The organism is Streptomyces hilarionis (genome assembly GCF_024539675.1).
In the GTDB taxonomy this organism is placed as follows: domain Bacteria; phylum Actinomycetota; class Actinomycetes; order Streptomycetales; family Streptomycetaceae; genus Streptomyces; species Streptomyces hilarionis.
The window spans coordinates 1-350 of sequence record NZ_JAHHIT010000552.1; the positions used below are offsets into that span (position 1 = coordinate 1).

Annotated in this window: 1 pseudogene; it reads left to right on the top strand. The window is 61.7% G+C overall.

Annotation, left to right across the window (positions count from 1 at the left end):
* Window positions 1–350: pseudogene (locus tag KMS84_RS44200) on the top strand (PQQ-dependent dehydrogenase, methanol/ethanol family); the annotation flags it as partial.

The window sequence follows — 350 nt, forward strand, 5'->3', positions numbered from 1 at the left end:
GGCACTACCAGACCACCCCTGGCGATGCCTGGGACTACACGGCTACCCAGCACATCATGCTGGTGGACCTGGAACTCGACGGCAAACAGCGCAAGGTGCTGATGCAGGCGCCAAAGAACGGTTTCTTCTACGTGATCGACCGGGCCACGGGCGAACTGCTGTCGGCGAAGAACTTCATCCCGATCAACTGGGCCACCGGCATCGACATGAAAACCGGGCGGCCGATCCGCAACGAGAAAGTCGCCGAATACTGGAAGGACCCGGAGAAAAAAGCCCGGCTGATCCAGCCGGCCTTCTGGGGTGCGCACGACTGGCAGCCCATGTCGTACAACCCGCAAACGGGCCTGGTG